This window comes from Pseudomonas sp. NFPP24, from assembly GCF_900112095.1.
In the GTDB taxonomy this organism is placed as follows: Bacteria; Pseudomonadota; Gammaproteobacteria; order Pseudomonadales; family Pseudomonadaceae; genus Aquipseudomonas; species Aquipseudomonas extremorientalis.
In genome coordinates this window covers 370245-394724 of sequence record NZ_FOKD01000002.1, presented here as the reverse complement: position 1 = coordinate 394724, position 24480 = coordinate 370245, and the positions used below count along the sequence as shown (strand labels likewise).

At 60.1% G+C, this 24480-nt stretch carries 24 protein-coding genes; 9 read left to right on the top strand and 15 right to left on the bottom strand.

Translation table 11 applies throughout. The annotated features are described in order from the left end of the window. Window positions 1–30 precede the first annotated feature (30 nt). The 4 genes from BM026_RS05550 to pdxH all read left to right on the top strand — a co-directional run bounded on the left by BM026_RS05550 (window position 31) and on the right by pdxH (window position 5534). On the top strand, window positions 31–2328 hold the full coding sequence (locus BM026_RS05550) for a beta-galactosidase (protein WP_093527654.1): 2298 nt from the start codon (window positions 31–33) through the stop codon (window positions 2326–2328). A gap of 82 nt (window positions 2329–2410) precedes the next feature. Beyond that, complete coding sequence (locus BM026_RS05545; protein ID WP_093527740.1) at window positions 2411–3556, top strand: serine hydrolase domain-containing protein; 1146 nt, start codon at window positions 2411–2413, stop codon at window positions 3554–3556. Between the two features lie 142 nt (window positions 3557–3698). Continuing rightward, window positions 3699–4859 (top strand): OmpA family protein, encoded by a 1161-nt coding sequence (locus BM026_RS05540; protein WP_093527652.1) that lies wholly within the window; start codon window positions 3699–3701, stop codon window positions 4857–4859. A 27-nt stretch (window positions 4860–4886) separates the two neighbouring features. Next, window positions 4887–5534, top strand: a complete 648-nt coding sequence (gene pdxH / locus BM026_RS05535) for a pyridoxamine 5'-phosphate oxidase (protein ID WP_071488840.1) — start codon at window positions 4887–4889, stop codon at window positions 5532–5534. A gap of 36 nt (window positions 5535–5570) precedes the next feature. Here the strand turns inward: pdxH and BM026_RS05530 are convergent, their stop codons facing one another. Continuing rightward, window positions 5571–5831 carry a hypothetical protein gene (locus tag BM026_RS05530; RefSeq protein WP_093527650.1) on the bottom strand — a complete coding sequence of 87 codons (261 nt, stop codon included), beginning with the start codon at window positions 5829–5831 and terminating at the stop codon, window positions 5571–5573. A gap of 157 nt (window positions 5832–5988) precedes the next feature. Between BM026_RS05530 and BM026_RS05525 the strand changes: the two genes are divergently transcribed. Beyond that, window positions 5989–6453, top strand: coding sequence for an outer membrane lipoprotein (locus BM026_RS05525; protein ID WP_003189251.1), 465 nt, complete (start codon window positions 5989–5991; stop codon window positions 6451–6453). A 72-nt stretch (window positions 6454–6525) separates the two neighbouring features. Here the strand turns inward: BM026_RS05525 and nhaA are convergent, their stop codons facing one another. Then, window positions 6526–7713, bottom strand: coding sequence for a Na+/H+ antiporter NhaA (gene nhaA, locus BM026_RS05520; protein ID WP_093512179.1), 1188 nt, complete (start codon window positions 7711–7713; stop codon window positions 6526–6528). 216 nt (window positions 7714–7929) lie between these two features. On the opposite strand from nhaA, the gene BM026_RS05515 reads away from it, so the two are divergent. Further along, window positions 7930–9024: a PLP-dependent cysteine synthase family protein gene (locus BM026_RS05515; RefSeq protein WP_092241228.1), complete on the top strand. Its 1095-nt coding sequence runs from the start codon at window positions 7930–7932 to the stop codon at window positions 9022–9024. Window positions 9025–9066: 42 nt separating this feature from the next. On the opposite strand, the gene BM026_RS05510 is transcribed toward BM026_RS05515, so the two are convergent. Together BM026_RS05510 and BM026_RS05505 are read right to left on the bottom strand one after the other, a co-directional pair. After that, a complete protein-coding gene (locus BM026_RS05510; protein WP_093527648.1) occupies window positions 9067–10680 on the bottom strand; it encodes an NAD(P)/FAD-dependent oxidoreductase in 1614 nt (537 codons plus the stop codon). A 106-nt stretch (window positions 10681–10786) separates the two neighbouring features. Further along, a complete protein-coding gene (locus BM026_RS05505) occupies window positions 10787–11458 on the bottom strand; it encodes a COG3650 family protein (RefSeq protein WP_093527646.1) in 672 nt (223 codons plus the stop codon). Window positions 11459–11639: 181 nt separating this feature from the next. Here BM026_RS05505 and BM026_RS05500 point away from each other — a divergent pair, with 181 nt between their 5' ends. Next, a complete protein-coding gene (locus tag BM026_RS05500) occupies window positions 11640–12020 on the top strand; it encodes a hypothetical protein (protein WP_093512175.1) in 381 nt (126 codons plus the stop codon). On the opposite strand, the gene BM026_RS05495 is transcribed toward BM026_RS05500, so the two are convergent. Further along, entirely contained in the window at window positions 12005–12604 is a 600-nt protein-coding gene (locus tag BM026_RS05495) for a short chain dehydrogenase (RefSeq protein WP_092241236.1), read from the bottom strand. The two genes, BM026_RS05500 and BM026_RS05495, sit on opposite strands and share 16 nt — an antisense overlap. A 103-nt stretch (window positions 12605–12707) precedes the next feature. Between BM026_RS05495 and BM026_RS05490 the strand changes: the two genes are divergently transcribed. Next, window positions 12708–13616, top strand: coding sequence for a LysR family transcriptional regulator (locus BM026_RS05490; protein WP_092241238.1), 909 nt, complete (start codon window positions 12708–12710; stop codon window positions 13614–13616). Here the strand turns inward: BM026_RS05490 and BM026_RS05485 are convergent. The 9 genes from BM026_RS05485 to BM026_RS05445 all read right to left on the bottom strand — a co-directional run bounded on the left by BM026_RS05485 (window position 13613) and on the right by BM026_RS05445 (window position 21273). After that, complete coding sequence (locus BM026_RS05485; protein WP_093527644.1) at window positions 13613–14098, bottom strand: DoxX family protein; 486 nt, start codon at window positions 14096–14098, stop codon at window positions 13613–13615. The genes BM026_RS05490 and BM026_RS05485 overlap by 4 nt on opposite strands. Then, window positions 14095–14871: an HvfC/BufC N-terminal domain-containing protein gene (locus BM026_RS05480; RefSeq protein WP_093512173.1), complete on the bottom strand. Its 777-nt coding sequence runs from the start codon at window positions 14869–14871 to the stop codon at window positions 14095–14097. The genes BM026_RS05485 and BM026_RS05480 overlap by 4 nt, the downstream gene beginning before the upstream one ends. After that, on the bottom strand, window positions 14868–15746 hold the full coding sequence (locus BM026_RS05475) for an MNIO family bufferin maturase (protein ID WP_093527642.1): 879 nt from the start codon (window positions 15744–15746) through the stop codon (window positions 14868–14870). Before BM026_RS05475 ends, BM026_RS05480 begins: the two co-directional genes overlap by 4 nt. Window positions 15747–15769: 23 nt before the next feature. After that, window positions 15770–16075 carry a BufA1 family periplasmic bufferin-type metallophore gene (locus BM026_RS05470; protein ID WP_092241246.1) on the bottom strand — a complete coding sequence of 102 codons (306 nt, stop codon included), beginning with the start codon at window positions 16073–16075 and terminating at the stop codon, window positions 15770–15772. Between the two features lie 200 nt (window positions 16076–16275). After that, window positions 16276–16977 (bottom strand): ABC transporter ATP-binding protein, encoded by a 702-nt coding sequence (locus BM026_RS05465; protein WP_017844798.1) that lies wholly within the window; start codon window positions 16975–16977, stop codon window positions 16276–16278. A gap of 1 nt (window position 16978) precedes the next feature. Beyond that, entirely contained in the window at window positions 16979–17746 is a 768-nt protein-coding gene (livG, locus tag BM026_RS05460; protein ID WP_016975067.1) for a high-affinity branched-chain amino acid ABC transporter ATP-binding protein LivG, read from the bottom strand. After that, window positions 17743–18996, bottom strand: coding sequence for a high-affinity branched-chain amino acid ABC transporter permease LivM (locus BM026_RS05455; RefSeq protein WP_058425230.1), 1254 nt, complete (start codon window positions 18994–18996; stop codon window positions 17743–17745). The genes livG and BM026_RS05455 overlap by 4 nt, the downstream gene beginning before the upstream one ends. Then, the gene (livH, locus tag BM026_RS05450) at window positions 18993–19916 is read right to left on the bottom strand and encodes a high-affinity branched-chain amino acid ABC transporter permease LivH (protein ID WP_071488852.1); all 924 of its coding nucleotides are present in this window, start codon (window positions 19914–19916) and stop codon (window positions 18993–18995) included. The genes BM026_RS05455 and livH overlap by 4 nt, the downstream gene beginning before the upstream one ends. 229 nt (window positions 19917–20145) lie before the next feature. Further along, on the bottom strand, window positions 20146–21273 hold the full coding sequence (locus tag BM026_RS05445) for a branched-chain amino acid ABC transporter substrate-binding protein (protein WP_058425228.1): 1128 nt from the start codon (window positions 21271–21273) through the stop codon (window positions 20146–20148). A gap of 341 nt (window positions 21274–21614) precedes the next feature. Between BM026_RS05445 and BM026_RS05440 the strand changes: the two genes are divergently transcribed. Then, window positions 21615–21920: a DUF2288 domain-containing protein gene (locus BM026_RS05440; RefSeq protein WP_092241248.1), complete on the top strand. Its 306-nt coding sequence runs from the start codon at window positions 21615–21617 to the stop codon at window positions 21918–21920. A gap of 288 nt (window positions 21921–22208) precedes the next feature. On the opposite strand, the gene BM026_RS05435 is transcribed toward BM026_RS05440, so the two are convergent. Continuing rightward, the gene (locus BM026_RS05435) at window positions 22209–24386 is read right to left on the bottom strand and encodes a hypothetical protein (RefSeq protein WP_071488853.1); all 2178 of its coding nucleotides are present in this window, start codon (window positions 24384–24386) and stop codon (window positions 22209–22211) included. Window positions 24387–24480: the final 94 nt, after the last annotated feature.

Sequence of the window (24480 nt, the reverse complement as noted above, 5' to 3'; positions counted from 1 at the left end):
TCATCGGCCGTCTGGGAGAACCTTGTTCGTATGATTCGCACGTTGCCCGCTCTTTTTGCCTTGCTGCTCGCCGCGCCCTTGATGGCTGCGCCTGCGGGGCAACAGACTTTGTTCAACTTCGTCCGGCCTGCCGATGTGGTCAAGGTGGCGACCCAGGACGCCAGCCTGCCGCAATACAACGCCGAACAAACCCCCGAAGGCGAAGTGCTGCGCCGCATCACGTTCAACCCGGCCGCCGAACCGAGCCTGGTGCTGAGCCCGCAGACCGGCGCCTGGGACTGGTCCCGGTCGGGTGCCATGAGCCTGCGCATCCAGAGTGCGATGGACTGGGCGTTGACCCTCTACGTCAAGGTGCAGAGCGCGGATGGCAAGACCCTGGTCAGCCGCATCGACCTGCCCGCCGGCCCGGCTCAGACCTTGCTGGTTCCGCTGCAGGCCAATTCGCCGCTGAGCCAGGGCATGAAGGCCGGCCCACCGATGCCGATCACCGTGGACGGCCAGCGTGTGTTGCTGGCCAGTAGCGCTGGCGAGATCGACCGCAGCCAGGTGGTTTCGGTGACGCTGTCGATGCTCAAACCCAACGCCGCCCAGAGCATCCTGCTGGAGCGCTTCGGCGTGCAGGACAGCGAGCCGGTGCTGAAGGCGGCCTACAGCGAGCTGGTGGATGCCTATGGTCAATCCACCCGTGCGCGGTGGCCGGAAAAAGTCAGCAGCGACGAGCAACTCAAAGCCGCTGCCGCCAAGGAGCAACAGCAGCTCCAGGGTTGGCTGGCCACGCGGGATAAATCCGCGCTGGACCAATACGGTGGCTGGAACAAAGGCCCGGCATTCGACGCCAGCGGGTTTTTCCGTACCGAGAAGCGCGACGGACGCTGGTACCTGGTGACACCGCAAGGACATCCGTTCTACTCCCTGGGCGTCAATACCGTGGCCCCGGACAACAGCCAGACCTATGTGGCCGGCCGTGAATGGATGTTCGCCGCGCTGCCCAAGGGCGGCGAACCCTTCGACAAGTATTACGGCAGCGGCGACAACCGCACCGGCAATGGCGCGGGGGAAGGCCGTGGCTTCGGTGCCGGGCGTTGGTATGACTTTTACGGCGCCAACTTGCAGCGTACCTATGGCGGTGACGGCTTCGACCAGAAACGTTGGGTCACTCACACCCTCGACCGCTTGCAGGCCTGGGGTTTCAACACCGTCGGCAACTGGAGCGACGAGAGCCTGGCCACCGCCGGCCGGGTTCCCTACACCTTGCCGCTGTCGATCGTCGGCGATTACGCCAGCATCAGCACCGGCACCGACTGGTGGGGCGGCATGCCCGACCCGTTCGACCCGCGTTTCGCCATGGCCACCGAGCGCGCCGTGGCGATTGCCGCCCGTGACCACCGCGATGACCCGTGGTTGATCGGCTTTTTTGCCGACAACGAGTTGGCCTGGGCCGGCCCTGGCGATGATCCGAAATCCCGCTACGCCTTGGCGTACGGCACGTTGCGCATGACCACCGACGTACCGGCCAAGCGCGCGTTCCTCAAGCAACTGCGCGACAAGTACCGCAACGAAGAAGGTTTGTCGAAAGCCTGGGGTATCGAATTGAAGGGCTGGGAGCTGATGGAGGACCCGGGTTTCGAACCGCCGATGCCGAATCCCGAGCACCCGGAAATCGAGGCGGACTTCAAATACTTCCAGAAGACCTTCGCCGATGCCTACTTCAAGACCATTTCCGACTCGCTGAAATGGCACGCGCCCCATCAACTGCTGCTGGGTGGCCGTTATGCGGTCAGCACGCCGGAAGCCGTGGCCTCCTGCGCGCAATACTGCGATGTGTTGAGTTTCAACATGTACACCCTCAAGCCTCAGGACGGCTACGACTTCGCCGCATTGCGGGCGTTGGACAAGCCGGTGCTGATCACCGAATTCAATTTCGGCTCGGCCGACCGTGGGCCGTTCTGGGGCGGCGTGACACAGTTGGCCAGGGAAGAAGATCGTGGCGCGGCGTATGGCAACTTCCTCAAGCAGGCCATGGCCGAACCGTCGATTGTCGGCGTGCATTGGTTCCAGTATCTGGACCAGCCGGTGACCGGGCGTCTGCTGGACGGTGAAAACGGTCACTTTGGCCTGGTCGGTATCACCGACGTACCGTTCCAGGGTTTTGTGGAGAGTGTGCGCAAAAGCAACCTGGCGGCGGTCGACCAACTGGGCAAGGAAGCGCAAAAGGCCAAGGCGGCAGGCGCCACGCGTGAAAGCGAAGGTGGCAGCGCCGGGCATGAAGGCAAAGGCCCGGGGCAGGGCGCCGGGCATGCAGGCGGTCACTCCGGGAACGGTCACTGATTGAGTGCTGACGGGTTCACAAAACCCACCAGGGCTGGAACAATGTCGGCCACTTTTTTAGATGTTTTCCGAGGGCGCTCAGGTGCAGATCCAGGGTCATTACGAACTCCAGTTCGAAGCGGTACGTGAAGCGTTCGCCGCGTTGTTCGATGACCCGCAGGAGCGTGGTGCCGGGCTCTGCATCCAGGTCGGCGGCGAAACGGTCGTCGACCTGTGGGCCGGCACCGCCGACAAGGACGGCGCCGAGGCCTGGCACAGCGACACCATCGTCAACCTGTTCTCCTGTACCAAGACCTTTACCGCCGTCACTGCCCTGCAATTGGTGGCCGAAGGCAAGTTGCAACTGGATGCGCCGGTCGCCAACGTCTGGCCGGAGTTTGCCGCGGCCGGGAAAGAAACCATCACCCTGCGCCAGTTGTTGTGCCATCAGGCCGGGTTGCCGGCGATCCGCGAGATGCTCCCCACCGAAGCCCTGTACGACTGGCAACTGATGGTCGACACCCTGGCGGCCGAAGCCCCGTGGTGGACGCCGGGCCAGGGCCATGGCTACGAGGCGATCACCTACGGCTGGCTGGTCGGTGAGCTACTGCGGCGTGCCGATGGGCGCGGGCCGGGAGAGTCCATCGTGGCGCGGGTCGCGCGGCCATTGGGCTTGGACTTCCATGTGGGCCTGGCGGACGAAGAGTTTTATCGCGTGGCCCATATAGCGCGCAGCAAAGGCAATATGGGCGATGAAGCCGCGCAACGGTTACTGCAAGTAATGATGCGCGAACCGACGGCGATGACCACGCGTGCATTTGCCAATCCACCGTCTATTCTGACCAGCACTAATAAACCCGAATGGCGCCGTATGCAGCAGCCGGCGGCAAATGGTCACGGCAATGCGCGCAGCCTGGCGGGTTTTTATAGTGGACTGTTGGACGGTAGTTTGCTGGAGGCCGACATGCTCGAACAATTGACTCGCGAGCACAGCATCGGCCCGGATAAAACATTATTGACACAAACCCGTTTCGGCCTGGGCTGCATGTTGGATCAGCCGCAGTTGGCCAATGCCACCTTCGGCCTTGGCCCACGTGCATTCGGGCATCCGGGTGCTGGTGGTTCGGTGGGGTTTGCCGATCCTGAACATGATGTTGCGTTCGGTTTCGTGACTAATACACTCGGACCTTATGTACTTATGGACCCGCGGGCACAGAAGTTGGTCAGAATATTGGCCGGTTGTCTGTAAACCCCTTGCTGTTTCACATTTTTTTGTTACAAAGGCAACTATAAGAAGACGCTGTAGGAAAAGTTGTAACTTTATTCTTCTGCAAGCGTCTGTTTAACGGATCATCTAGGTCCCTGGTTTTTTCTCATTTTGTGGATATCTCATGTTATCGAACAAGTCCTTGGCTCTTGCGCTATGTCTCACTATTACCGGTTGCGCACAAACTCCACAAAATGATGCCGAGGGCGGGCATTGGTGGTCATTTGGATCCGATAAGGCCTCGACCAAGGACGCAGTGACCCAGGCCGACACCAAGCCGGAAGCCAAGCCAGACGCCAAGCCGGCTGCAGGCGCCAAGCCTGCCGCACCGGTAGCTGCCGCCGCCGCAGCGCCAGCTTCGGCTCCAGCTCCCGCCGCCAAGGCGGACACCGGTTCCAGCTGGTGGCCGTTTTCCTCCAAGAGCGCCGATGAGAAGGCGGCCGATGCGAAGGCCGACCTGAAAGCCGACCTGAAGGCCGCTGATCCAGCCCCAGCAGTCGCCAAGACCGACACCGAAACCCACTGGTGGTGGCCGTTCGAAAGCAAACCCAAGCCATTGGCCAAGGTCGACGTGACCAACGTGCCGATGCCCGACCCGAAAATCACCCAAGCCTGGCTGGACGACTATGAGCCGCGTCTGCGCGCGGCTATCAAGGACAGCAACCTGCAACTCGAGCGTCGCGACAACGTGCTCGTGGTGATTGCCCCGGTTGATGGTTCCTACAACCCGAAACGCCCGGCCATGCTGCTGCCGGTCACCCTCGGTCCGTTCACCCGGGTTGCCAAGGCCGTTGAAGCCGATCCGAAGACTGCCGTGCTGGTACTGGGTCACGTCGATGCCACCGGCACCGCCCCGGCCAGCCAGGCGCTGACCAAGGAGCGTGCACAGTCCATCGCCTCGATCTTCAGCCTCAGCGGTTTGAAGCAGGACCGCCTGATGCTGCGCGGCATGGGCGACCTGATGCCACGTGCCGCCAACGACAGCAGCCAGGGCCGAGCCTTGAACCGTCGCATGGAAATCATGTTCACCCAGCGCACTACCATGCTGGCGCTGCTGAGCAAATATCAGTCGGGCAAGACCCCGCCTGTCGCCGAAATGGTGGCGGTGCAGGATGTTCCAGCTCCGGCTCCAGCCGCCAAGGCCCCGGCCAAGAAGGCTTCGACCGCCAAGAAAGCGGCTGCCAAGCCAGCGGCCAAGAAAGCCCCGGCCAAGCCAGCGGCGAAAAAAGCGGCACCCGCCAAAGCCAAGGCTGCTGCACCGGCAAACGACCAGGCGAAAAACTGATCTGCTGAACCAGAAGGATAAAGCCGCATGACCCAGGCACTGGCCGATATGCGCCGTGACTACACACGGGATGGTTTGAGCGAGGCACAGGCCCCGAGCGAGCCGTTTGCCTTGTTCCACCAGTGGTTTGCCGACGCGGTGAAAACCGAGCAGCCACCGGTGGAGGCCAATGCCATGACCTTGGCCACGGTCGACCAGGACGGTCGCCCGCACTGCCGCATCCTGTTGCTCAAGGGCCTGGATGCGCAGGGCTTTACCTTCTTCACCAATTATCAGAGCGCCAAGGGCCAACAGCTTGCGGCGCGGCCGTTTGCAGCCATGACGTTTTTCTGGCCGACCCTGGAGCGCCAAGTGCGCATTGAGGGTCGAGTGGTGAAGGTCACGCCTGAAGAGTCGGATGCTTATTATCAGGTTCGTCCCTTGGGCAGCCGCCTGGGGGCATGGGCGTCTCCGCAAAGCCAGGTCATCCGTGACCGGGAAGAGCTGCAGGACCTGCTCAAGGCTACCGAGCAGCGTTTCAGCGATACCCAGCCTGACTGCCCGGAGCACTGGGGTGGTTATCGCCTGTTACCCGAGCGCATCGAGTTCTGGCAAGGCCGCGCCAGCCGCTTGCATGACCGCCTGAACTATCGCCTGCAAGGGGCCGACTGGACCCGCGAACGCCTGGCACCCTGAGCTGCACCTTTCGTCACTCCGCTTGAATGATGCCTGTCACCCCGACGTCTCTATTGAAGAGGCTTCGGGCGTGTACTGCTGTGCCGCGTTCTTCAGCCAGTGAGGCAAGTGGGACCGTTTGATCTTCAAGCGGCGAGCCTCTTGCAGCTGTTGCGGCATGAAGGTGCGCTTGTGCAGATCATTACCCGCCAGCGACAGTGCCAGGTCACGGTCTATCCAACGCCTGATGCGCAGGTACAACCAGGCATGGAAATACAGTCCCGCAAGGGTTGTGACTACAATGATGAAGTAATCCATGAAGATCCCGGTTGAGAGAGCAGCGCTACCGTTCGTCTGTTTTTCTGGTGTGGGCAGTCTGTACTAAGGCTGAATGAAAGCAATTTTCTGCGGTGCTTGCCGTGACAGGCGTCAAGCTGCAGCGTTTAATGACCACCTGTCCTTTGGAGTTGATGCTATGCGTAAGTCTGTTTTACTGGTTGCCTGCTTTACTACCCTGTCGTTGCTACTGGGTGGCTGCGCCTCGAGTCTGACCGGCGACTCGTACTCCCGTGACGAGGCGCGTCGTGTCCAGACCGTGCGCATGGGGACCATCGAATCCCTGCGTCCGGTGAAAATCGAAGGCACCAAGACCCCAATCGGCGGCGCTGCCGGCGCCGTTATCGGCGGTGTTGGCGGCAGTGCCATCGGCGGTGGCCGTGGCAGTATCGTGACCGCGGTGATCGGCGCTGTTGCTGGCGGCCTGCTGGGTTCGGCCACCGAAGAAGGCCTGACCCGTACCCAAGGTGTGGAAATCACCGTGCGCGAAGACGACGGCAGCATGCGTGCCTACGTGCAGGCCGTGCAGGAGAATGAAATCTTCCGCATCGGCGACCGCGTACGCATCATGACCGTTGACGGTACCAGCCGCGTTACTCGCTAACCGTCGGTTGTAGAAACACAAAACCCCAACCGGGTGACTGGTTGGGGTTTTTGGTTTTCGAGGCTGTCAAATTCAAACCTGAGGTGCGGCCTTTTTACGACTCGCCATTGCCGTCACCGCATACCCGATACACGCCGCCAGTATCGACCCGGTCAAAATCCCCATCCGGTCTTCCCCGGCAAACTCACTGGCCCCCGGTACGAATGCCAGGGAGCCAACAAACAGGCTCATGGTAAAGCCGATACCGCACAGGATCGCCACGCCAAATACCTGGCCCCAGTTCGCGCCGGTGGGCAGGGCGGCCAGGCCGGTCTTGATGGCCAGCCAGGTAAGGCCGAACACACCGATGGTCTTGCCGATCAGCAGGCCCGCTGCGATGCCCATGGGCACATGGTGGGTGAAGCTTTCCAGGCTCACGCCGGTCAAGGACACGCCGGCGTTGGCAAAGGCGAACAGCGGCAGGATGCCGTAGGCCACCCAGGGGTGCAGGGCATGTTCCAGCGTGAGCAGCGGCGAGGGCTCGGCGTTTTTGGTGCGCATCGGGATGCAGAACGCCAATGTCACACCGGCCAGCGTTGCGTGCACACCACTCTTTAGGACGCACACCCACAGGATCAGCCCGACGATCAGGTACGGCCCGAGCTTGATCACGCCCAGGCGGTTCATCGCGATCAACGCAATCAGGCAGGCGCCCGCACCCGCCAGGGCGGCACCGGAGAGATCGGCAGAATAGAACACGGCGATCACGATGATCGCGCCGAGGTCGTCAATGATCGCCAGGGTCATCAGGAACAGTTTCAGCGACACCGGCACGCGCTTACCCAGCAAGGCCAGTACGCCGAGGGCGAAGGCAATGTCGGTGGCCATGGGAATCGCCCAACCGGAAAGCGCGGCGGGGTAGTCCTTGTTGATCGCCCAGTAGATCAGCGCCGGCACCACCATGCCGCCGATGGCTGCGGCGCCAGGCAGCACCACTTGCGAGGGCTTGGACAGGTGGCCGTCGAGCAACTCGCGCTTGACCTCCAGGCCGATCAGCAGGAAGAACAGAGCCATCAGGCCATCATTGATCCACAGCAGGGCGGGCTTGGCGATTTTCAGCGCGCCGATCTGCGCCACCACCGGCACATCGAGAAACGCGCTGTACAGGTGCGACAAAGGTGAATTGTTGATGATCAGCGCCAAGGCCGCAGCCGCGATCAACAATAGACCGCTGGCGGCTTCCAGCTGGAAGAAACGGGTGAAAGTGCTACGCAGAGGCAAGGGATGCTCTCCAATCCAGGTTCAATAGGTGGGTACCCTAACCCGTACCGTTAGTTGTTAAAACAAAAGTTATATTCTTATTTGTTATAAGAGGCTGTCTGGGGCGATGTTGCCGCCAAGCCTAGCAATTGTGTGTCCGATTGAGTCGGTACTGTATCTGTGTGGCGTGTAGGAAACCCCCTAAAATCAGGACTGATACCTTCAGAGAAACTCTCCATGAGCGACCACCGTCCCTGGGCCCGCGAAGCCATTCGTATCATTGAAGCAGACTTCCAGCGTAGTGCCGATACGCACCTGATTCCCTTGCCGTTACCAGGATTGCCGGGTATCGAGTTGTACTTCAAGGACGAGTCCAGCCATCCCACCGGCAGCCTGAAGCATCGGCTGGCCCGCTCGTTGTTCCTGTACGCATTGTGTAATGGATGGCTCAAGCCTGGTGCGCCGGTGATCGAAGCATCCAGTGGCTCGACGGCGATTTCCGAAGCCTACTTTGCGCGTCTGCTGGGTTTGCCGTTTATTGCGGTAATGCCAGCCACCACGTCCCAGGAAAAAATCGCACAGATTGCCTTCTACGGCGGCAAGAGCCACCTGGTACAGGACCCCACGCAGATCTACGCCGAATCCGAACGCCTGGCTCGGGAAAGCGGTGGTCATTTCATGGACCAGTTCACCTACGCCGAACGTGCCACCGACTGGCGGGCGAACAACAACATTGCCGAGTCGATCTTCCAGCAAATGCGTTTCGAGCAGCATCCGGAGCCGAGCTGGTTGATCTCCAGCCCCGGCACCGGCGGCACCACCGCTACGCTCGGTCGTTATGTGCGTTATCGCCAGCATTGCACCCGCGTGTTGTGTGCCGATGCGCAGCGTTCGGTGTTCTTTGATTTCTACCAGAGTGGTGATGCCAGTTTGCGCCTGGACTGCGGTTCGCGGATTGAAGGCATTGGCCGACCACGGGTCGAGGCATCGTTTTTGCCCAAGGTCATCGATGCGATGGTCAAGGTACCGGATGCCCTGTCGCTGGCGGCCATGCATTACCTGGCCGACCGGCTGGGACGACGGGTCGGTGGCTCCAGCGGGACCAACCTGATTGGTGCCCTGGTGGCGGCGCAGCAGATGAAAGCGGAGGGGGAGTCGGGGTCGATCGTGGCGATATTGTGTGACGGTGGTGAGCGGTATGCGACGACGTACTACGATCAGGCCTGGCTGGCGGGGCAGGGTTATGAATTGGACGGTTTGATTGCGGCTGTTGCTGCCAGTGTCGAACGGGGCGAGCCGTTGCCGGACAGCATCTTGCGCGCCAATATCTGAATCTGTAGGAGCCCGGCTTGCCGGGCTCCTACAGGTTATGTTTCAGCCGTGCAGCCCCAGCATATCCCGCGCCAACGCCTCGGCAATCCGAATCCCATCCACGCCCGCCGATAGAATCCCACCGGCGTAACCAGCGCCTTCACCGGCAGGGAACAGCCCTTTCACGTTCAAGCTCTGCATCGATTCGTTACGGGTGATCCGCAACGGTGATGAGGTGCGCGTCTCGATACCCGTCAACACCGCGTCGTGCAGCGAGTAGCCCTTGATCTGCTTCTCGAACGCTGGCAACGCTTCGCGGATCGCTTCAATGGCGAAGTCGGGCAAGGCCAGGGCCAAATCGCCAAGAGACACGCCAGGTTTGTAGGAAGGCTCCACGCTGCCAATCGCGGTGGACGGCTTGCCAGCGATGAAATCACCTACCAGTTGTGCGGGAGCCTCGTAGTTGCTGCCGCCGAGGACATAGGCGTGGGACTCCAGGCGTTCCTGCAACTCGATACCGGCCAGCGGGCCGCCTGGGTAGTCCACCTCTGGGGTGATACCGACCACGATGCCGGAGTTGGCGTTGCGCTCGTTGCGCGAGTACTGGCTCATGCCGTTGGTGACCACGCGGTTCGGCTCGGAAGTCGCCGCCACCACGGTGCCGCCCGGGCACATGCAGAAGCTGTACACCGAGCGGCCGTTCTTGGCGTGGTGCACCAGCTTGTAGTCGGCGGCGCCGAGTTTCGGGTGCCCGGCGTATTTGCCCAGGCGCGCGGCGTCGATCAGCGACTGCGGATGTTCGATACGGAAACCCACCGAGAACGGCTTGGCTTCCATGTACACGCCACGGGAGTGGAGCATGCGGAAGGTGTCACGGGCGCTATGGCCCAAGGCCAGGATCACATGTTTGGACAGGATCTGTTCGCCGCCATCGATGACCACCCCATTCAACTGGCCGTCTTCGATCAGCACATCGGTCACCCGCTGCTCGAAGCGCACTTCACCGCCCAGGGCGATGATCTGCTCGCGCATGTTTTCCACCACGCCGGTCAGGCGGAACGTGCCGATGTGCGGTTTGCTGACGTAGAGGATTTCTTCCGGCGCACCGGCCTTGACGAACTCGTGCAGCACTTTGCGGCCGTGGAATTTCGGGTCCTTGATCTGGCTGTACAGCTTGCCGTCGGAAAAGGTCCCGGCGCCGCCTTCACCGAACTGCACGTTGGACTCGGGGTTGAGCACGCTTTTGCGCCACAGGCCCCAGGTGTCCTTGGTGCGCTGGCGCACTTCCTTGCCGCGCTCGAGGATGATCGGCTTGAAGCCCATCTGCGCCAGCAGCAGCCCGGCGAAGATTCCACAGGGGCCAAAGCCGACGACGATCGGGCGTTCGGTCAGGCCTTGCGGTGCCTGGCCTACGACCTTGTAGCTGACATCCGGCGCCGGGTTGACGTTGCGGTCGTCGGCGAATTTGAGCAGCAGGGCGGCTTCGCCCTTTACGTTCAGGTCGATGGTGTAGATGAAGCACAGTTCCGACGACTTCTTGCGCGCATCGTAGCTGCGTTTGAACAGGGTGAAATCGAGCAGGTCATCACTGGCGATGCCCAGGCGCTGCACGATGGCAGGCCGCAGGTCTTCTTCGGGATGGTCGATGGGCAGCTTGAGTTCGGTGATTCGTAACATGACGGGATCCGGTAGGCGGCGGGCAGAGAGGCCGGCTGTTTTGCAAACCGGCGATTATAAGCCCCAATGAGCGTTTCCCGTCATGTTAAAACAGCATGGCGTCGCGTCAGTCGTCGCGCGAGCCGCCGAACGATGCGCAACCGCGCTGGACCTGGCCATTGACGCGCAACTCGGCGGTCATGTGTTGCAAACTGCCGCTGACCGGGTCGACACAACGCTGCGGCGCCACCCACAATTCCACGTGCTGATTGTTGGCCTCGGTCATCAGGTTAAAGCGACCGTCACCGATTTGCTCTTCCACATAGGGCACCGCCAGTGGTGGCTGGCCCTCGCGTTCCAGCACCAGGCCCTTGGCGGTCACGTTCATCACCCAGGTCGGCTTGTGGCCGTTGGCGCGCAGGATCATGCGCTTGAAGTCCGGGTCGCCGCAGGCCGAGGTCGAGCGCTCGACGCGGTAGAGTTGTTGCAGGTCGACGCTGCCCTCGGTGCCGCTGGCAACCCCGGAGAACTTGCCGCGCAGGTCGGCAAACAACGCGCCTTGCTGACCGGCCAGGGAGGCCGCTTCCTGCAGGATGCTGGTGCCACCGGTGTCGTTGACCACGTAGTTGCGCTTGTCGTTGCACGGCTGGAACAGCAGTTTGCCGCCAACCGCAGTCAGTTCACCCTGCATGCGCGTCAGCCCGGCCAGCGACGGCTTGGCAGGATCACTCTCGAACATTTGGCAGGCAGCGAACAAGGGAAGCAGGGCAAGCAGGAACAGGGTATGGGCGGCACACATTATCGGGTCTCCAGGCAAGTGCCGTCACGTTACTCAGGCCGGCGCCGTATCACAAGCCCGTGACATGGTTTGAACCATCGGCCCTGAACGGATGGGAAAAGTAGCGCCGCCGATCAGGCGTTTCCTACACTTGGGTTTGGAGAGGCATGAGAGCGTCGAGCTCTTTTGAGTGGGAGCAGCAATGAATATCAAATGGTGTATCTGTGTGCTCATGCTCTGGGCCAATGCAGCCTTCTCAGGCGAGCCCGCCCAGCTCTCCTACTCGTCAGCCACCGATTTCACGGATATTTCGGTGATACTCAAGGGAAGTGAGCACCCTGTGCCGGGTTATGTCGAAGTGAATGTTTCACTGAGCCCAGAGGCGACAGCAAGGACAAAATCCATCACGTTGCTGGCCTACCTAAAGTACGTCACATTTTATGTAGACGGGTATCAGTTAAGTACGGGCCGGGTTCACAGCCAACTGGGCGGGGCGTTAAGACTTATAGCCCCGCGTGCGCTGGTGGTTGAGTGGATGTCTCAGTTATCACCTGAGACAGTTGCCGCTCAACCGACGATGTAGGTCTGCCCGGTCTGCAAACCCTCGACACTCTTCGCGTAGGCCAACGCCACGTCAGCACCTGCCGCGGGTTTGAAACCACGAAAATACGGTGCATAGCTGCCCATGGCTTCCACCAGCACTGTCGGGCTGACAGCATTTACGCGCAGGCCTCGTGGCAGCTCGATGGCGGCCGCTTTGACGAAGGCATCGATGGCGCCATTGACCAATGCAGCCGAGGCGCCGGTGCGGATCGGGTCGCGGTTGAGGATGCCGCTGGTGAAGGTGAACGAGGCACCATCGTTGGCGAACTCACGGCCGATCAGCAGCAGATTGACCTGGCCCATCAGCTTGTCACGCAAGCCCAGCTCGAAATCGCTCTCGCTCATTTCGCCCAATGCCACGAAGTTCACGCTGCCTGCTGCGCAGACCAGGGCGTCGAATTTACCGGTCTGTTCGAACAGCTTGCGGATCGACGCGCTGTCGCTGATATCCACCTGGAAGTCACCGCTGCTGCGGCCGATGCTGATCACCTCGTGACGCTGAGCCAGTTCCGCCTTGACCGCCGAGCCGACGGTGCCGCTGGCGCCAATCAATAGGATTTTCATGGTGCTGTTCCTCCGGGAGTAAGTGAAGGTTCAGTCTAGAGTGGCTTTTTTGCTGGATAAACGCGCTAATAGGCAACCTTTGGTTTTCTTTTGGAAACAATCCATGAGCGAGATGGATGACTTGGCAGCCTTTGCCGTGCTGATCGAAGCCGGCAGTTTTACCGTCGCCGCCGAGCAACTGGGCTGTAGCAAAGGGCAATTGTCCAAGCGTATCAGCCAGATGGAAGCGCGGTTCTCTGTGGTGTTGCTGCACCGCACCACGCGCAGGCTCAGCCTGACGGCAGCCGGTGCGGCCTTGTTGCCCCAGGCCCAGGCCCTGGTGGTGCAGGTGGATCGTGCACGTCAGGCATTGGCCCGGCTCAAGGACGATCTTGCCGGGCCAGTGCGCATGACGGTGCCAGTGTCCTTGGGGGAAACCTTTTTTGATGGGCTGCTGCTGGAGTTTTCCAAGCAATACCCGCAGGTGCAAATTGAGCTGGAGCTCAATAACAACTATCGAGACCTGGCGCGAGATGGGTTCGACCTGGGGGTACGCTCAGGTTCCATTGAGAGCGAGCGCCTGGTGGTCAAGCCGTTGCTGGCCTGGCGTGAGATGACCTGCGCCAGCCCGGCTTACCTTGAGCAACACGGCGAACCTGAGACGCCGGCCGACCTGGCCAACCATGCTTGCCTGCTCAACAGCCACTACAGCGGCCGTGAAGAGTGGTTGTACCACCAGCAGCACGAATTACTGCGAGTACGCGTCAGCGGCACCTTTGCGTCCAACCACTACAACCTGCTGAAAAAGGCTGCGCTGGTGGGAGCGGGCATTGCACGGCTGCCGTCCTACGTGTTGCCGACGGAATTGGCGGAAGGCCGATTGCGTTGGCTCCTGCGCGATTATCAGACGCGCAGCATGCCGATGTACCTGGTGCATCCGTATCAGGGCGGCTTGCCGCGTCGCACCCAGGTGTTGGCCGACTACCTGGTGGAGTGGTTCAAGCGTAGCGGCGAAGCCCTGGACCGCCTTTAACAGTAGCGGCGAGCGATGAGGTGATCGATCGACAAGCGACCCGGGCCTTTCGCGACCAGCAACAGCAATAACGCGAGCCAGGTGCCATGGGTTGGGTAAGCATCCGGGTAGACAAACAATTGAATGGTCAGAGTCATGCCGATCAGAGCCAGGGCCGAGAAGCGCGTGGCGAACCCGACAAGGATCAGCACCGGGAAAAAGTGCTCGGCAAACGCAGCCAAGTGCGCTGCGACTTCCGGCGATAGCAACGGCACATGGTATTCGCTGCGAAACAGCGGCAGCGTCGAGGCCGCGAGGCGCAGTCCACCGAATTGGAAGGTGCCGTTGATCAGGTCCACGGCAAAGCCTTCGACTTTGGTTTGCCCGGATTTCCAGAACACCGCGGCAATCGAAAAGCGCGCGAGAAAGGCGATCAGGCTGTAGGGAATTTGCTCGAAAAGCGCGATGACCTGATTGATCAGACCCGAAGGGTGAGTGTTCATGGCGATACCTCTTGTTCTGGATGCAGATGAGTAATGGCGTTGTGGCTGATCAGCAGCGCCAGGCATTGGTGCAAGTCAAACTGGGCGTCAGCCTCAAGCGCGCGCTCCACGGCGTTTTCCAAGGTCGCGCCCCGGGCCAGGCTGTTGATGAACGCCACTGCAGCAGGGCTGACGGCGAATACCTTGACTTCCAGACCCTGGCGCAACACCAGGGCACTCTGTGCCTGCCAGGGATCCAGGTTTTCCAGACCTCCCTCGGTCTGGTGCGCCGCCCACAGCGCTACTACGCCATAGGCTGAATCCAGCGTGGCCAGGGAGGGGTGCCATTGCAGGCGCAGCTCGCCCAGTTCCGCTTGTCCTTGCAGCGCTTGCAGTACGGTCTGCTGATCCAGGGGATGCTCGTCCGCCGCGTGGTAGGCCTGTACCCGCAAGCGCTCCAACCGGGCCATGTCTGCGAGGTAAGGCACGCTGGCTGCCGGTTCGAACGTCTCGATGAAGCAGGCGAACGCGCTACCGTACTCGCTCATCAATGGGCTGGTGGGCGGGTGCGCCTGTGCATAAAGGCCGGCCATGGCGCGGAAAAACGCGTCGCCCACCAGTTGCAATGTCACGGGATAAGCCGCCGCCAAGGCGTTGATCAGTGAGCTGTGCACATTGTTGCGGTACACCGCGAAGCGGCTGGCCGGATCGGCGCCGTTACTGCTGAAAAGGCCATCGGGGCAAGGCAGTTCGGGTGCCAACAAGGCGGCGGTAAAAGCGTCATGCCGGCTCATGGCGTCACCTGTGAAAGATGCCATTCGGCTTGTCGGGCCTCGGCTTGCAGCACGCTGAACGCGGGCAACTGGTTATCCCGCTCGATCAGCGTTGCCACTGGACCGATGCGTGCCAGTACCGACTCGTAGAGTTGCCACACGGCGTTATCGATAGAGGCGCCGTGGTCATCGATCAACAAGCGATCACCCAGGCTGTCGGTGTCTTCGGCAAACCCGGCCAGATGAATCTCTCCCACCGTGTGCAACGGCAAGGCATCGATGTAGGACTGCGGATCACGTTGATGATTGATGCACGACACGTACACGTTATTCACATCCAGCAGCAAGCCACAGCCGGTACGGCGAATGATTTCACTGATGAAGTCGGTTTCGTCCAGGGTGGAACGTTGGAATTGCAGGTAGGTCGACGGGTTTTCCAGCAGCATCGTGCACTTGAGCGTGCTTTGCACCTGGTCTACGTGTTCGCACACCCGTTGCAGGGTGGCGTTGTCGTAAGCCAGGGGCAGCAGGTCATTGAGAAACACCGGGCCGTGGCTGGACCAGGCCAGGTGTTCGGAAAAGGAATGAGGTTGATAGCGCTCGATCAGTGCCGCCAACCGTGCCAGGTGCTCACGGTCCGGTGGGGCTTCGCCACCGATGGACAGGCCCACACCGTGCAAGGACAGTGGGTACTGTGCGCGGATCAACCCCAGGTAATGATGAAACGGGCCGCCGGCCACCATGTAGTTTTCGGCGTGCACTTCAAAAAAACCGATATCGGGTGAGGTCTCGAGCACTTCAATGAAGTGCTCATGCTTGAGCCCCAGTCCGGCCCGGCCGGGAAGGCCGGGCGCCTGAGCCTGGGAGACGGCTGGCAGGGATGAAAGAGTCATCATCAGTACTCAGGTTTTGCGAGGGATCAGGATTTGGCGGTGAATGCCGCTTCCTGGCCGTAACCGGTCGGCGAGGTGGAGCTCGGGGTTTTGAGGCAAGTGCCGGCAGGAACCAGCTTCCAGGCGTTGGCCTGGTCTTTGACTTTCGAAGTACCGGCGCAGGAAGTGCCGGCGCCTGCAGCGCAATCGTTCTTGCCGGCTTCCGCGACGCCGTAGCATTTTTGCATGTCGTCGGCAGCATGGGCGGTGGTGGTCAGAGTGGATAGGCTCAGGGCAGAACCCAAGGCCAGGATCAGGGAAGCTGCAGACAGGGAACGGTTCGAAGTTTTCATGGTGTTTCTCCAGTTTGATAAGGTGAGTCAAGGAAGCGATGATGCATGCTTAACCTACTAGAGAACGTCGAGATTCGTACGTTACAGACGGTTTTGAAATTTCTTTTATTTTTGTAGGAAATTGAACTGTTGTGTCGAGATGACCGTTCTAGCACCCATAAAAAAACGGCCTGTAAAGGCCGTTTTCAGGAGCAGAACGATTACCCGCCCAAGTACGCTTCACGTACCTTCGGATCGGTCAGCAACTGCTCGCCCGTGCCCTGCATCACCACCCGGCCGTTTTCCAGCACATAGGCGCGGTCAGCAATCTTCAAGGCCTGGTTGGCGTTCTGTTCCACCAGGAACACCGTCACACCGTCCTTGCGCAGTTGTTCGATGATGTCGAAGATCTGCTGGATGATGATCGGCGCCAGGCCCAGGGAAGGTTCGTCCAGCAGCAACAGCTTGGGCTTGCTCATCAGCGCCCGGCCGATGGCGAGCATTTGCTGCTCGCCGCCGGACATGGTGCCGCCGCGCTGGCTGAAGCGTTCCTTGAGCCGAGGGAACAGGTGCAGCACCTTGTCCATCTGCTCCTGGTAGTCGCCCTTGTCGGTGAAGAAGCCGCCCATGGCGAGGTTTTCTTCGACCGTCAGGCGCGAGAACACGCGGCGGCCTTCCGGCACTACCGCAATGCTTTTGCGCATGATGTGGGACGACTGCTGCCCCACCAGCTCTTCACCCATGTAGCGGATGCTGCCGCTATGGGCCTGGGGCGATCCGCACAAGGTCATCAGCAAGGTCGACTTGCCGGCGCCGTTGGCACCGATCAGCGTGACGATCTCACCTTGGCGCACTTCCACGTTGACGCTGTGCAGGGCCTGGATCTTGCCGTAGAAAGTGGAAACGTTTTCGAATTGCAGCATTTTACGCTTCCCCCAAATAGGCTTTGATCACTTCAGGATTGTCGCGGATCTGCTCCGGTGTCCCGTCGGCCAAAGGCGTGCCCTGGTTGATCACCACGATGTGGTCGGAAATGCTCATGACCAGCTTCATGTCGTGTTCGATCAACAACACCGTGGCGTTGTTTTCTTCACGCAACACGCTGATCAGCGCCTTGAGGTCTTCGGTTTCCTTGGGGTTCAGGCCGGCGGCCGGTTCGTCGAGCATCAGGATCCGCGGACGGGTCATCATGCAGCGGGCGATTTCCAGGCGACGTTGCTGACCGTAGGCCAGGGTGCCAGCAGGGCGGTTGGCAAACTCGGTGAGGTTGACCTTGTCCAGCCAGTACTCGGCGTATTCCATGGCCTCGCGCTCGCTCTTGCGGAACGCCGGGGTCTTGAACAGTCCCGCAAAGAAGTTGGTGTTCAGGTGACGGTGCTGGGCGATCAACAGGTTCTCGACCGCCGTCATGTCCTTGAACAAGCGCACGTTCTGGAAGGTCCGCACCACGCCCTTGCGGGCGATCTCGTGACCGGCCAGGCCCTGGATCGGCTGACCGTCCAGCAGGATGCTGCCACCGCTCGGCTTGTAGAAGCCGGTGAGGCAGTTGAACACCGTGGTCTTGCCGGCCCCGTTGGGGCCGATGAGCGCGACTACTTGTTTCTCTTTCACGGTCAGGGCCACGCCGTTGACCGCCAGCAAGCCGCCGAAGCGCATGCTCAAGTTTTCAACTTTCAGGATCTCGCGGCTCATTTGCGCAGCTCCATGTGTGGGCGTTGCATCGGGAGCAAACCTTGAGGACGCCAGATCATCATCAGCACCATCATGGCGCCGAACATCAACATGCGGTATTCGCTGAACTCACGCATCATTTCCGGTAGCAGGATCATCACGATCGCCGCGAGGATCACGCCCAGTTGCGAGCCCATGCCCCCCAGTACCACGATGGCGAGGATGATCGCCGACTCGATAAAGGTGAACGACTCCGGGGTCACCAGGCCTTGGCGCGCGGCGAAGAAGCTGCCAGCGAAACCGGCGAACGCAGCGCCCAGGGTAAAGGCGGAGAGCTTGATGATGGTCGGGTTCAGGCCCAGTGCGCGGCAGGCGATCTCATCTTCGCGCAGCGCTTCCCATGCACGGCCGATGGGCATGCGCAGCAGGCGGTTGATCACGAACAGGGCGGCCAGTGCCAGCAGCAGCGCCACCAGGTACAGGAACACCACTTTGCTCACCGGGTTGTAGTCGATCCCGAAGTACTCGTGGAACGTCTGCATGCCTTCAGCGGCGGAACGGTCGAACGACAGCCCGAAGAACGTTGGCTTGGGGATGCTGCTGATGCCGTTGGGGCCACCGGTGATATCGGTGAGGTTACGCAGGAACAGGCGGATGATTTCACCGAAGCCCAGGGTCACGATCGCCAGGTAGTCACCGCGCAGGCGCAGCACCGGAAAGCCCAGCAGGAAGCCGAACGTCGCCGCCGCCATGCCAGCCAGTGGCAGGCAGATCCAGAAGCTCCAGCCCAGGTAATGTGAGAGCAGCGCATAGGTGTAGGCACCCACGGCATAGAAGCCCACGTAACCCAGGTCGAGCAGGCCGGCCAGGCCCACCACGATGTTCAGGCCCAGGCCCAGCAACACGTAGATAAGGATCAGGGTGGCGATGTCGACCGCACCGCGCGAGCCGAAGAACGGCCAGATCAACGCGGCGATGATCAGGGCAATGATGATGTAGCGTTGGGTGCGCGGCAGGGTCAGGAATTGGCTGACCTTGGGCGATACCAACGGACCACGGTTGCTCTTGAGCAAGGCATTGAACTGATCGCTGAACAACACGCGCAGGAACATCAGCACCGAACACAGGGCGATGACGGTCAGGGTGACGGGCCCTGTGCCATGCACTTCAAGGTTGATGCCGACAATGCTCAGCTTGAGGCCGAGTACCGGGAAGGCCACGGCCCATACCAGCAAGGCGCTGAAAAACGCCGATTTAAGATATCTGCTCATACTTTCTCAACCTCCGGACGGCCCAGGATGCCGGTCGGACGGAACAACAGCACCAGAACCAACAGGCCGAACGCCACGACGTCCTTGTATTGGTCACCGAAGATATCGGCACCAAAGGCTTCAGCCACACCCAGCACCAGGCCACCGAGCATCGCGCCCGGGATACTGCCGATGCCGCCCAATACCGCCGCGGTGAAAGCCTTTAGGCCTACCAGGAAACCGGCGTTGGGGTTGATCACGCCGTACTGCATGCTCAGCAGCACCGCCGCGACGGCGGCCAGCGCAGCACCGATCACGAAGGTCAGGGCAATGATGTTGTTGGTGTTGATGCCCAACAGGTTGGCCATCTTGATGTCTTCGGCGCAGGCCCGGCAGGCACGCCCCAGACGGGAGCGGGAGATGAACAGGGTCAGGCCCAGCATCGCCACCAGGGTGACGACGAAGACCAGGACCTGCATGTACGAAACCAGCACTTCTTGTGCGCCACCCGGGCCGAAGGAGAAGCTCCCCGGAATCAGGTTGGGAATGGACTTGTCCTTGGAGTCCTGGGACAGCAGTACAGTGTTCTGCAGGAAAATCGACATGCCGATGGCGGAAATCAGCGGGATCAAACGGTTGCTGCCACGCAAGGGACGGTAGGCAACACGCTCGATACTGTAGCCATAGGCACTGGTCACGACGATCGATGCAAGGAACGCAGCGGTCATCAACAGCGGCAGGGAGTGGATACCCAGCATGGCCAGCCCGGCAAGGGCGATGAAGGCCACGTAGGAGCCAATCATGTACACCTCGCCATGGGCGAAGTTAATCATTCCAATGATGCCGTAAACCATTGTGTAGCCAATGGCTATCAAGGCATAGGTGCTGCCAACGGTCATGCCGTTAACCAGCGTTTGGAAAAAATGATAGATCTCAGGCATTACAGCGCTCCTAAAAACCCGATACGCATTTCACTGGTGGAGTCATGTTCCGGCCCCGTGCTGTGTTCTGTGAGCACATTTGCACAAAGCGTTTGCCAGCGAACCGCTGGTGACGGTTTTAAGATTTTCAGGTGAGCCAGCGCCCGGATCGCGGGTGTCAGGCCCATAAACCTCGTAAAACAAAGCCCACTGCTCTCACAGTGGGCTTGTTGGACCAGTAACGCCTGGCTTACTGAGGGGAAACTTCGGTTTTTGGTTTACCGAAGTGCCATTCGTAGACCACGAACTTGAAGTCCTTCAGGTCGCCCTTGGCGTCGAAGCTCAGGTCGCCGGTTGGGGTCTTGAAGGTGCCTGCGTGGATGGCCGCAGCCACTTTGGCGGTGTCTTCGGACTTCGCGGCAGCGATACCGCCGGCGATGACTTCAACAGCCGAGTAGGCCGGGAACACGAACGGACCGGTTGGGTCCTGCTTGTTCTTGGTGAACTCTTCAACGATGGCCTTGTTGGCCGGATCGGTGTCGAACGACTTCGGCAGGGTAACCAGCAGGCCCTCGGAAGCGTTCTGGGCGATTTGCGAGATGGAGTCGTTGCCGACACCTTCCGGGCCCATGAACTTGGCGTTCACGCCTTTTTCCTTGGCTTGGCGCAGGATCAGGCCCAGCTCAGGGTGGTAGCCGCCGTAGTAGACGAAGTCGACGTTGGCTTGCTTGAGCTTCTGAATGAGCGAACCGAAGTCTTTGTCGCCGGCGTTGATGCCTTCGAATAGGGCAACTTTCACGCCTTTCTTCTCGAGGGTCTGTTTAACGGCGGTGGCGATGCCTTCACCGTACTGCTGTTTGTCGTGAATGACCGCAACGACTTTTGGCTTCACGTGGTCGGCGATGTAGTTACCGGCCGCAGGGCCTTGGGCGCTGTCCAGGCCGATGGTGCGGAAGACCAGTTTGTAACCACGGGAAGTGATTTCCGGGCTGGTGGCAGCCGGGGTGATCATGATCACGCCTTCGTCTTCATAGATGTCGGAGGCTGGCTGAGTGGAGCTGGAGCAGAGGTGGCCGACCACGAACTTGACGCCGTCGTTGACCACTTTGTTGGCCACGGCAACGGCTTGTTTAGGATCGCAAGCGTCGTCGTACTCCTTGGCTTCAAGCATTTTGCCGTCGACGCCGCCCTTGGCGTTGATGTCGGCGATGGCTTGCTTGGCACCCATGAATTGCATGTCGCCGTATTGCGTCACAGGACCGGTTTTAGGACCTGCGATACCGATCTTGATGGTGTCGGCTGCGAACGAATGGCCGGCAACCCCAGCCAGGACCATAGCGGCAAACAGTTTGGAAATCTGCTTAGTAGCCTTATTCATAGTGCTCCACTCTTACTGTTGTATTTTTTATAGTTCTAGCGGCCTTGTGAGCTGCAGAACCGGATCAGATATCTCGGATATCCCCCCGGCAGTGCCCTGGCAACTGTACCGGTACAGTGTAGAGCGCCGGTTGATCGCTTGAAAAGCTGGCTGCTGGGGGCAAAACCCGGGTATGTCGCTTAAATGAAAGAAAAAGACAGAATTGCGGCGGGGTGATGCCAGAGTTCCGGGCAATCCTTGGCTTTCCTGACCCTTTCAATCGATGACGCATTTGCAACTGGGTTTTTCTGCCTGACGCTCGACGTTATGATTGCGCCGATTTTTTATTCAGGTGAACTCCCATGACGCAAGAACCTAGCACCCTCTATGCCAAGCTGCTCGGTGAAACTGCCGAAATTTCCTGGAAGGAGCTTGAGCCGTTCTTTGCCAAGGGTGCCCTATTGTGGGTCGACGCTGGCCTGGATTTGATCGAAGCGGCCGAAGGCATGGCCGAGGATAACCGCGACAAAGTCGCCGGGTGGCTGGCTGCGGGGAGCCTTGGCGAAGTGTCTGCGACGCGGGCGCTGGACCTGGTGGAGCGCGATCCGAGCCTGTGGGCGGTGGTGGTTTCGCCGTGGATTCTGATCCAGGAAAGGGCGGCGCAATAAAAGCCCGCACGAAAAAGGTGCGTCTTTTTTGCCGCGGTAAGTGTGTAGCGGAGTAACCGCTGAGGCGGTGATGGCATCTTGCCGTAGAGAAAGGTCACAGCCGAGGGTGACGTGCGCGTCACGGGAACAGTTGGGCGGGTGGCTAAACGGCTGCAGAATTGTTTCGTGGTGTGGCAAGGCTATACATTTTTTTGCAATACAGGCCGTCATCGCAGGCAAGCCAGCTCCCACATTTGAAATGCATTCCAAGTGTGGGAGCTGGCTTGCCTGCGATGGGCGCGCCTCGGTCTAAGCCGTCTTGCCGGTATGGTTGTTCAAGGAGATAACTTTGGTCTTGCCAATTCGGTGGCGGTAGATCTCACGCAGGTACTTGATCGCCTTCTTCACGCAATCCCGTGACAGGCGAATGTCATTGATCGACACGAACTTCTCCTTGTCGTTGATCAGCTCGCGGTACTTCTTCTCATACATCGGCTTGATCGCGTACCAGTTGGTATCGAGGATCTTCGCCGGGTTCTCGAACTCGTTGAGCAACTCGTCGATACGATCTTCGTCGAAGTCCTCGTGGATGATGAAGTCCAGGATCGAGTTATCCAGCGTGTCATCGAAGCGGTACGGGTTGCGCGCAAAACAGCGTTTGATGAAGGCCACGATCAATGTGAGGAAGTCATCCGACAGGCACGGGCTCTTGGCGATCAGGGTGGTCAGCGACAGGTTGGCCGAGGCGCCGATCACCAGGGCGTAGCGCTTGAGCGTGGTGTTGGGGAACAGGCTGTTGAGGTGGGTCTTGAGCCGATTCAGGTCCATGTAGGACAGCTTGTAGTCCTTGGGCAGCGACACAATCGAGACCACCGACGAGCAGTTCTTGAAGAAGTGCAGGTCATGCAGCGCGGCGGCGTCGTAGCCAGAGTTCTTGTACTGTTCCAGGGACGCCTTGTAGCGCTTGGATTCGATCGGCAACAGGCTGATGCCTTCGATGGCCTGGGTGACCTTGTTGAAGTGCGGCAGGTCGATGGAACGGAAGAACAGATCGTCGATGTTCAGGCGCTGCGGCTCTTTCTCGAACACCTTGAACTTGTCGTTCGACGGCGCCGGGGTTTCCGGGACCACGGACTCGGCGTAGGCAATCGCCACCGGGCCGGCCAGGCTCATGAACAGGTCGTTGGCATCCAGGCGAATGGTTTCGCCGATGTCGATGCCAGCGCGCCGGAAGTAGTTCTGGTCGTAGTCGGTGGTCACGGCCTGGGCGGTGAGGATGTTGAAGATCTGCTGGGAAATATACTGGTTGGCGTGTTTTTCCATGGCATTGACGTCAATGTTCTGGATATTGCCGTCATCGCTTTCTTCGGCATAACGCATGATGTCATTGGAGATCAGCATCATCGCGTTCCACGGCCGGATCCGTCCCTTCACGCTGGCTTCGCTGCTGTCTTCATTGGCGAAGTTGTACGAGAAATCCCATTCTTCCGACAGGTATTTGCACAGCAGTCGCCCGGCGTTGATGTGCAGCGCCTCGGACATTTCGCTGCGGTGGTCGGAAATGTTCGGCAGCACGCAGATGCCGCTGGTGAAGATCGGCTCGAACACAAAGGCGTGACCGCTTTTGCTGTCGTGCTCATCGGCGGGCTTGGTGTCGAAGGTCTTGTTCATGTACGAGTGTTGCTGGGCCAGGCCGAATTCCGAGGCCATGCCTGAACCCGTGCCGCCGCCGGCGCTGAAGATCGAGAAGTACAGGCGCGACTGGTTGGCCTTGATACCGCAGGAGTCGATCAGGTACGAGTGGATCATCTTCCAGTCGGGGCTGGAAAAACGCTGGGTGTCTTTGTTCAGGATGATCTTGGCCAGGTACTGGCCGAGGATTGGCGCGTTACCGGCGCCGCCAGCATGGACTTCCGACAGGTCCATGATTTTCATCTTGCTGTAGTCGCGCAGGAAACCGCTTTTCTCGCCCTTGCGCGAGAAGCGGATACGTCCGGCGATGTCCTTGTCCAGGTCGCCCAGCATCACCAGCGGCTCGACGAGGAATACCGGTTTGCTGGCCTTGCCGCTGCCCAGGCGCAGGTTGTTGCGGATCCACTGGGCCGGGCTGTAACCCTTGTCCTGTGACTTATCTTCATTGCTGAATTCGTTCAGGTAGAACTTGCGCGCGTTGTACACCAGTTCCGCTACGTCCAGCGCGATGTTCGAACCGCAGCGGCCCAGGCCGATCAGGCATACCGAGGGGAATTCCTGTTCGTTGCGCGGGTCGCTGTCGCCTTCCAGGTGGGGCGGGCGCGGGAACACCATGTCGCGCAGGCCGTCGAGGTTGTCGAGGATGCGGTCGGTATTGGTTTCGGTGAAGTACAGGTATTGCTGGGTGGCCAGCGGGCGGGCGGTGCTCAATGACTTTGAACCTGGGGGTGTGTCCGCAGGAGCTGGGAGCAATACGTCGGATACCACGGTGGCAGAGTTATTTTTAGAAGTCATTGTGCGCCATGTGCCTGGGCGGATGGCTGAAACAGATCAAGGGGCCATCACGGAATGGGTGTTCGCGACTTTGCAGTGCGTCCTTGTCCTGGAC